This is a genomic window from Magnetococcales bacterium (assembly GCA_015228935.1).
Lineage (GTDB): Bacteria > Pseudomonadota > Magnetococcia > Magnetococcales > DC0425bin3 > HA3dbin3.
In genome coordinates this window covers 23,191-29,200 of the sequence record JADGCO010000053.1, presented here as the reverse complement: position 1 = coordinate 29,200, position 6,010 = coordinate 23,191, and the positions used below count along the sequence as shown (strand labels likewise).

At 58.3% G+C, this 6,010-nt stretch carries 7 protein-coding genes; 3 read left to right on the top strand and 4 right to left on the bottom strand.

Annotation, left to right across the window (positions count from 1 at the left end):
- The 4 genes from HQL65_13025 to HQL65_13010 form a co-directional block, all read right to left on the bottom strand.
- Nucleotides 1–224 (bottom strand): Rpn family recombination-promoting nuclease/putative transposase (locus HQL65_13025; GenBank protein MBF0137157.1); only part of this gene is annotated, 224 nt, incomplete at its 3' end.
- 50 nt (nucleotides 225–274) lie between these two features.
- The gene (locus HQL65_13020; GenBank protein MBF0137156.1) at nucleotides 275–1,264 is read right to left on the bottom strand and encodes a MoxR family ATPase; all 990 of its coding nucleotides are present in this window, start codon (nucleotides 1,262–1,264) and stop codon (nucleotides 275–277) included.
- 345 nt (nucleotides 1,265–1,609) lie between these two features.
- Nucleotides 1,610–1,828: a hypothetical protein gene (locus tag HQL65_13015; protein ID MBF0137155.1), complete on the bottom strand. Its 219-nt coding sequence runs from the start codon at nucleotides 1,826–1,828 to the stop codon at nucleotides 1,610–1,612.
- 61 nt (nucleotides 1,829–1,889) lie between these two features.
- Nucleotides 1,890–2,810, bottom strand: a complete 921-nt coding sequence (locus tag HQL65_13010; protein MBF0137154.1) for a diguanylate cyclase — start codon at nucleotides 2,808–2,810, stop codon at nucleotides 1,890–1,892.
- 369 nt (nucleotides 2,811–3,179) lie between these two features.
- Between HQL65_13010 and HQL65_13005 the strand changes: the two genes are divergently transcribed.
- From HQL65_13005 to HQL65_12995, 3 genes are read left to right on the top strand one after another with little or no spacing between them, the layout of a single operon-like run.
- Complete coding sequence (locus HQL65_13005) at nucleotides 3,180–3,983, top strand: transketolase (protein ID MBF0137153.1); 804 nt, start codon at nucleotides 3,180–3,182, stop codon at nucleotides 3,981–3,983.
- Nucleotides 3,983–4,918 (top strand): transketolase, encoded by a 936-nt coding sequence (locus HQL65_13000; protein MBF0137152.1) that lies wholly within the window; start codon nucleotides 3,983–3,985, stop codon nucleotides 4,916–4,918. The genes HQL65_13005 and HQL65_13000 overlap by 1 nt, the downstream gene beginning before the upstream one ends.
- 22 nt (nucleotides 4,919–4,940) lie before the next feature.
- On the top strand, nucleotides 4,941–6,005 hold the full coding sequence (locus HQL65_12995) for a radical SAM protein (protein MBF0137151.1): 1,065 nt from the start codon (nucleotides 4,941–4,943) through the stop codon (nucleotides 6,003–6,005).
- Nucleotides 6,006–6,010 lie beyond the last annotated feature (5 nt).

Sequence of the window (6,010 nt, the reverse complement as noted above, 5' to 3'; positions counted from 1 at the left end):
AGGATCAGAAATACACTGCTGCCGGCACAGGTGGGAATTTCCCATACCACGTCTCCCCGTCGCCGTTGACCGGTCCTGGCCGTAAACTTGGTGTTCATCCGCCGCATGTGCGACAGGTCAAGTTCCGTCAGGAGGTCTGGCTCCAGAAAATTCAGCAGCAGATCAGCCACCATTTCCGGATGGGAAAAGAGGCGATGGTAAATGGAATCATCGTTGTCGATCATGCCCGGCATCGTACCTCATTGCCAAAAAGGAGGAAAAAAATCAATCCCGATCAGGGGACGGCAACTCGCTTGAGAAGTTCGTTGACAAGATGATCCGGCGTAATGCCTTCGGCTTCGGCTTCGAAGGTGAGCAACACGCGATGCCGCAAAATATCCGGGGCCAGGGTCTGGATATCTTCGGGCGTGACATAATCCCGGCCTGCAAGCCAGGCATGGGCACGGGCACACCGGTCCAGGGCAATGGTGGCCCGCGGACTGGCACCAAAGCGCACCCAGCCCCGCAAATCGGTGCCAAAAGGGGCCGGATCCCGGGTGGCCAACACGAGCAACACCAGATACTCCTCCACAGCGGGGGCCAAGTGCAGATTCAAAACCTCCCGACGCGCCTTGAACAAGGTCTCCTGACGCAAAAGGGATTCGGCAACCTGACCCGTTTGTTCCCCTCCCCGCGCTTCGGAGCGGGCCAGGGCCAGAATACGCCGTTCCGTGGCCGGATCCGGATAATCCACCCGAACATGCATCAGAAACCGATCCAACTGGGCTTCGGGGAGAGGATAGGTTCCCTCCTGCTCGATGGGATTCTGGGTGGCCATGACCAGAAACAGCTCCGGCAGGGCATGGGTCACCTCGCCGACAGTGATCTGACGCTCGGCCATGGCCTCCAAAAGGGCGGATTGCACCTTGGCCGGGGCACGATTGATTTCGTCGGCCAGCACCAGGTTATGGAACAAAGGTCCCTGTTGAAAACGAAACGTTCCTTCCTGGGGACGATAGATTTCCGTACCGGTCAGATCGGCAGGCAATAAATCCGGCGTAAACTGGATGCGATGAAAATCCCCCTCCAAACCGGCTGCCAGTTCCTTGACTGCCCGGGTTTTGGCGAGACCCGGTGCCCCCTCCACCAACAGGTGGCCATCGGCCAACAGGGCCACCAGCAAACGCCGCAACAATCTGTCCTGGCCGATGATCCGCTCCCGCAAACGGGTTTCCATGCGCATGAAGGCCTGGGCTGTCGCTGTATTGTCAGTCATGTGATCCATCCATAACGGCTATCTGGAAAACGGTCCGAAAAATGCATGGATTATGGCGTTGTCATTGTCCCGGAAAACGGTGGTCCACGGTTGACCTGTCTCCCCGGCTGTGATTGCGCACGGTTTCCGCCCGCAGCACGGCACAAGCTTTTGAAACGACAGGGGTACAACAGGACCACCACAAGCCGGGACAAGCTGATTTCCCGGCGCCGGGAAATTTTAAACGTCTACATTACTTTCCCAGGATAAGGCAAGCGTGTCTGCTGTTTTTGACGCATGATCCCAGAAGGTTTACTTGGCCATCTCTGCCAGGTCCAAACGATCTGCCTGACCATTTCTGTAGTTCCAAACGGTCTACCTGGCCATCCCTGCCAGTTCCGGAAGAGGGGGAAGTCCACGTACACTGCCATTCGTCACCTGGGCGTGACTCCCGTCGGCCAACCTGACCAGGGCACCCGCATCGCAACATCCTCTCTGCACCGACCCGAGCAGGGTGGCACCATCCGGCAATACTCCGGCATACAGGCGGCCCAGTTCGATTCCGGACCGACTCGTATCAATCGCAAAAGCCATGATCACGCTGCACCAGGCAACCTGATTGCCATCGGCCCTCTCATGATTACCCCCGGCCCTGTCACTCCTCGACCCAAGCCACTTGATTGCGACCGGCTTTTTTGGCTTCGAGCAAACGTTCCCGGGCCATTTGATAGAGCATGTCGGGCGAGGAACCTTCCCGCGGCATGGTGGTCGCCACGCCAACGCTGACCGTGACATGATCCGCCGTCGGTGAGGAGGTGTGCGCAATACAAAGATCTGCCACCACCCGACACACCTCCTGCCCCATGCGTCTCGCCCCCAAATGATCGGTCTCGGGCAGAAGCAGACCAAACTCCCCTCCCCCAAAACGCCCCGCCACATCCGCCGGACGATGCAATACTTTCTGGAGAACCTTGGCCACGGACTTCAGGACCCGGTCTCCCATGGAAAAACCATATTGGTCATTGAAAGCCTTGAAATGATCCACATCCAGCAAAACAAGGGAGAGCATGGTCCCCCCCCGCACCGCCCGTTCCCACTCCTGGGCGATGACGGCATTCAGGCGCTGACGATTGCTGGCTCCGGTCAACCCATCCAGATGAACCAGGCGTTCCAACAGGCGACGCTGCCGTGCCACCTCCAGAAAGTTGGTCACCCGCTTCCGAACCAGATCGGCATGCAAAGGCTGGATGATAAAATCCGCCGCACCCAGATCAAGCCCACGCTGTACCTGATCCCGATCTTCCTTCTCCAGGACCAGCAGAACCGGAATGGCATTGGTGCGATGATCCCATTTAAGCCGCTCCAGAACGGAAAAACCTTCCATGTCTTCCAGCCCCAGGCCCAACAGGACCACGTCCGGTTGGGGATCGGCCACGACCCGGGCCAGGGATTGCTCCCCGCTGCCGGCCAGGGCCACCACGCAATCATCCTTGAGCAGGTCCGACAATTCATGACGGTTGCCCCGGTTGGCGGCCACCACAAGGACCCACTGTTTTTCATCCTCATCCATAAGCATGCCCAAAACCCTTTCAAACGTGGTGTGAAGGAGGCAAACCATGCTGTCGAGAGGCAAAATATTCCCCCTGACCCGCCCTTGCAGTCAACCAGGAACGCTCTTGCACGGCGGATCATGATAGCCCAATCCACTCTGCCACCAAAGGATGTCCTTGAACTGAATGATCCATGGCTCATTGTTCGGTGTTTGGCGTGAAATTTGCGTGAAAGACAATCGAATCTGTTTCGTGGAAACCAGTCGCTCCCCGTTTGCAATGACGAGAACCGATCTGGTGCCACACGGTTACTGTATCCATTGATAAAAATCAGGCTGCTGCGGCAATCCTGGAAAAGAGTTTCTGCCATGCGTGACCCCCTTGCCCCCACTCCTTTGGACGAACGTTCACGCCTGTTGCGGCGGTTGATTCTCAGATCCTTGCAGCGCAGTGGTCGGGGTCATCCCGGCTCGGCGCTTTCGCTCGTGGAAATATTGCGCGTTCTGTACGACGACATTCTGCACTACGACCCGGCCCGACCCCATTGGCTGGAACGGGATCGCTGCATTCTCAGCAAGGGGCATGGCTGTCTGGCACTCTATGCCATTCTGGCTGACAAGGGGTTTTTTCCGGCCACGGAACTGAGCCGGTTTTGTGCGGTGGACAGCCCTCTGGGGGGACATCCAGAGCTGGATATGGTCCCCGGCATCGAAGCCTCCACCGGCGCACTGGGGCATGGACTCTCCATGGGTGCCGGCATGGCCCTGGGTGCCAAACTGCACCAGCGCCAAAACCGGGTATTTGTCATCCTGGGAGATGGAGAGTTGAATGAAGGCTCGGTCTGGGAAGCGGCCATGTTTGCCCACAAGCATCGCCTGGACAATCTGATCGCCATCGTGGACCACAACAAGCTGCAATCCTACGGCCTGGTCAGCGAGGTGCTGGACATGCACCCCCTGCCGGACAAATGGCGCAGTTTCGGGTTCAACGTCCAGGAGGTGGATGGCCATGATATCGTGGCCCTGCGTTCGGCCTTGCAGGCCATTCCCCAAATCCCCGACACCCCCAACGTGATCATTGCCCATACCATCAAGGGCAAGGGAATTCCCATGGCGGAAGGCAATCCCCAGTGGCACCACAAATCCCGCATCAAACCCGAAGAACTGACCGAAATGTTTCATGACCTGGAGGTGGCGTAATGCGGCGCGCCTGTCACAACATGATCCATGAGCTGGTCCGCCAGGACCCCCGGGTTCTCTTTATCGGTTCGGACCTGGGTCCCGGCACCCTGGATCCCCTCAAAAAAGAGTTTCCCAAACAATTTTTCATGGAAGGGGTGGCCGAACAAAACCTGATTGGCGTGGCCGCCGGTCTGGCTCTGGAAGGGTTCATTCCCTACGTGAACACCATTGCCACCTTTCTCACCCGCCGCTGCCTGGAACAGGTCACCCTGGATCTCTGTCTGCAAAATCTCCCGGTCCGCCTCATCGGCAATGGCGGGGGACTCGTGTATGCACCCCAGGGACCCACCCACATGGCCGTGGAAGACCTCGCCCTCATGCGCCTGTTGCCCAACATGACCGTGGTGGCTCCCGCCGACGCCGAAGAGATGAAACGCTGCATGGCGCAAACCCTGAATTGGCCCGGCCCGCTCTACATTCGCCTGGGCAAGGGGGGCGATCCGGTCGTCTCCCGCCCCGAAGACCCTTTCACCCTGGGTCGTGCCATCCAGCTTCGGGAGGGAACCGATGCCACCCTCATCGCCACCGGGGTCATGGTCAACCGGGCCATGAAGGCCGCTGAACTGCTCGAAGAGGAAGAAGGCATCCGGTGCAGCGTCGTGAACATGCATACCCTCAAACCCCTGGACACAGAGGCCATCCTCGCGCAGGCCCAAAAAGTTCCCCTGCTCGTCACCATCGAAGAGCATATCCGGATCGGAGGTCTGGGCAGCGCCGTGGCCGACACTCTGCTGGAAGCTTTCCCCTCCCCCCTGCCGCGTCTGATCCGTCTGAGTCTGCCGGATGCCTTTCCCAAGGGGTATGGCTCCCAGGATGCCTTGCTGGACCGTTACAACCTGCAACCCTCCCATATCGCCTATGCCGTCCTGGACAACCTCCCAGCCCGGCGTTGAACCACCAGCACGGACCAAACTCATGGGCAAACTGTACAGTTCATTGAAATTTTTGCGCTTTGCCGACCACATTGAGGCCCTGCGCCAGGAAACCGTGTGCGCCCCGGTCCACATTCGCATCAAACCGACCAATGTCTGCAATCACAACTGCTGGTATTGCGCCTATCGGGTCGATCACCTGCAACTGGGCGCAGAGATGGTGGAACGGGATGCCATCGACCGTGAAAAAATGTTCGAAATCGTGGATGATTGTATCGACATGGGCGTCAAGGCCATCACCTTTTCCGGCGGTGGCGATCCCCTGGTGTACAAGCCCTTGCCGGAAGTGGTGGAACGACTCGCCGCCGGGGGCATTCGCGTCGCCACACTCACAAACGGTGCCAACCTCAAGGGACGCATGGCCGAAGTGTTTGCCCAACACGGAACCTGGGTGCGCATCTCCATCGATGCCTGGGACGATGCAAGTTATGCCCGGGCACGCGGCATCCATGTCGGCGAATTCACCCGGGTCTGTGCCAATATGCGCGACTTTGCCAAACTGGGCAGCCGGTGCGTCCTGGGCATCAGTTTCATCGTCACCCACGACAACCATGCCCACATTCTGGAAGCCTGCCGTCTCTTCAAGGATCTGGGCGTCAACCATGTCAAATTTTCCGGGGCGGTCGTGGCCAATGACGGAGCCGCCAACAATGCCTACCACCGCCCCATCATGGCCGCCACCAGCGACCAGATCACGGCGGCCAAAGAGTTGAATGACGGCCATTTTACAGTGATCGATCACTATCACGAGCTGGAAGAGCGTTTCGACAAAACCTACACCCGCTGCCCGTTTCTGCAATATTTGACCGTGATCGGGGCGGATGCAGCGGTCTATACCTGTCAGGACAAGGCCTATACCCATTCCGGATTGCTGGGGTCCATTCGGGAGCGATCCTTCAAGGAGTTCTGGTTTTCCGATGCAAACCGGGTGCGTCTCTACGCTTTCAATCCTGCTGAAAGCTGTCGGCATCACTGTGTCTCGCATAGCAAGAATCTGGCCATTCTCGATGTCCTGGCCATCGATCCGGAACACGGTTGTTTCGTTTGAACATT

Coding starts and splice junctions, on each gene's coding strand:
- HQL65_13020 (MBF0137156.1), bottom strand. CDS start 1,264: ATGGATCACATGACTGACAATACAGCGACAGCCCAGGCCTTCATGCGC.
- HQL65_13015 (MBF0137155.1), bottom strand. CDS start 1,828: ATGGCTTTTGCGATTGATACGAGTCGGTCCGGAATCGAACTGGGCCGC.
- HQL65_13010 (MBF0137154.1), bottom strand. CDS start 2,810: ATGCTTATGGATGAGGATGAAAAACAGTGGGTCCTTGTGGTGGCCGCC.
- HQL65_13000 (MBF0137152.1), top strand. CDS start 3,983: ATGCGGCGCGCCTGTCACAACATGATCCATGAGCTGGTCCGCCAGGAC.
- HQL65_12995 (MBF0137151.1), top strand. CDS start 4,941: ATGGGCAAACTGTACAGTTCATTGAAATTTTTGCGCTTTGCCGACCAC.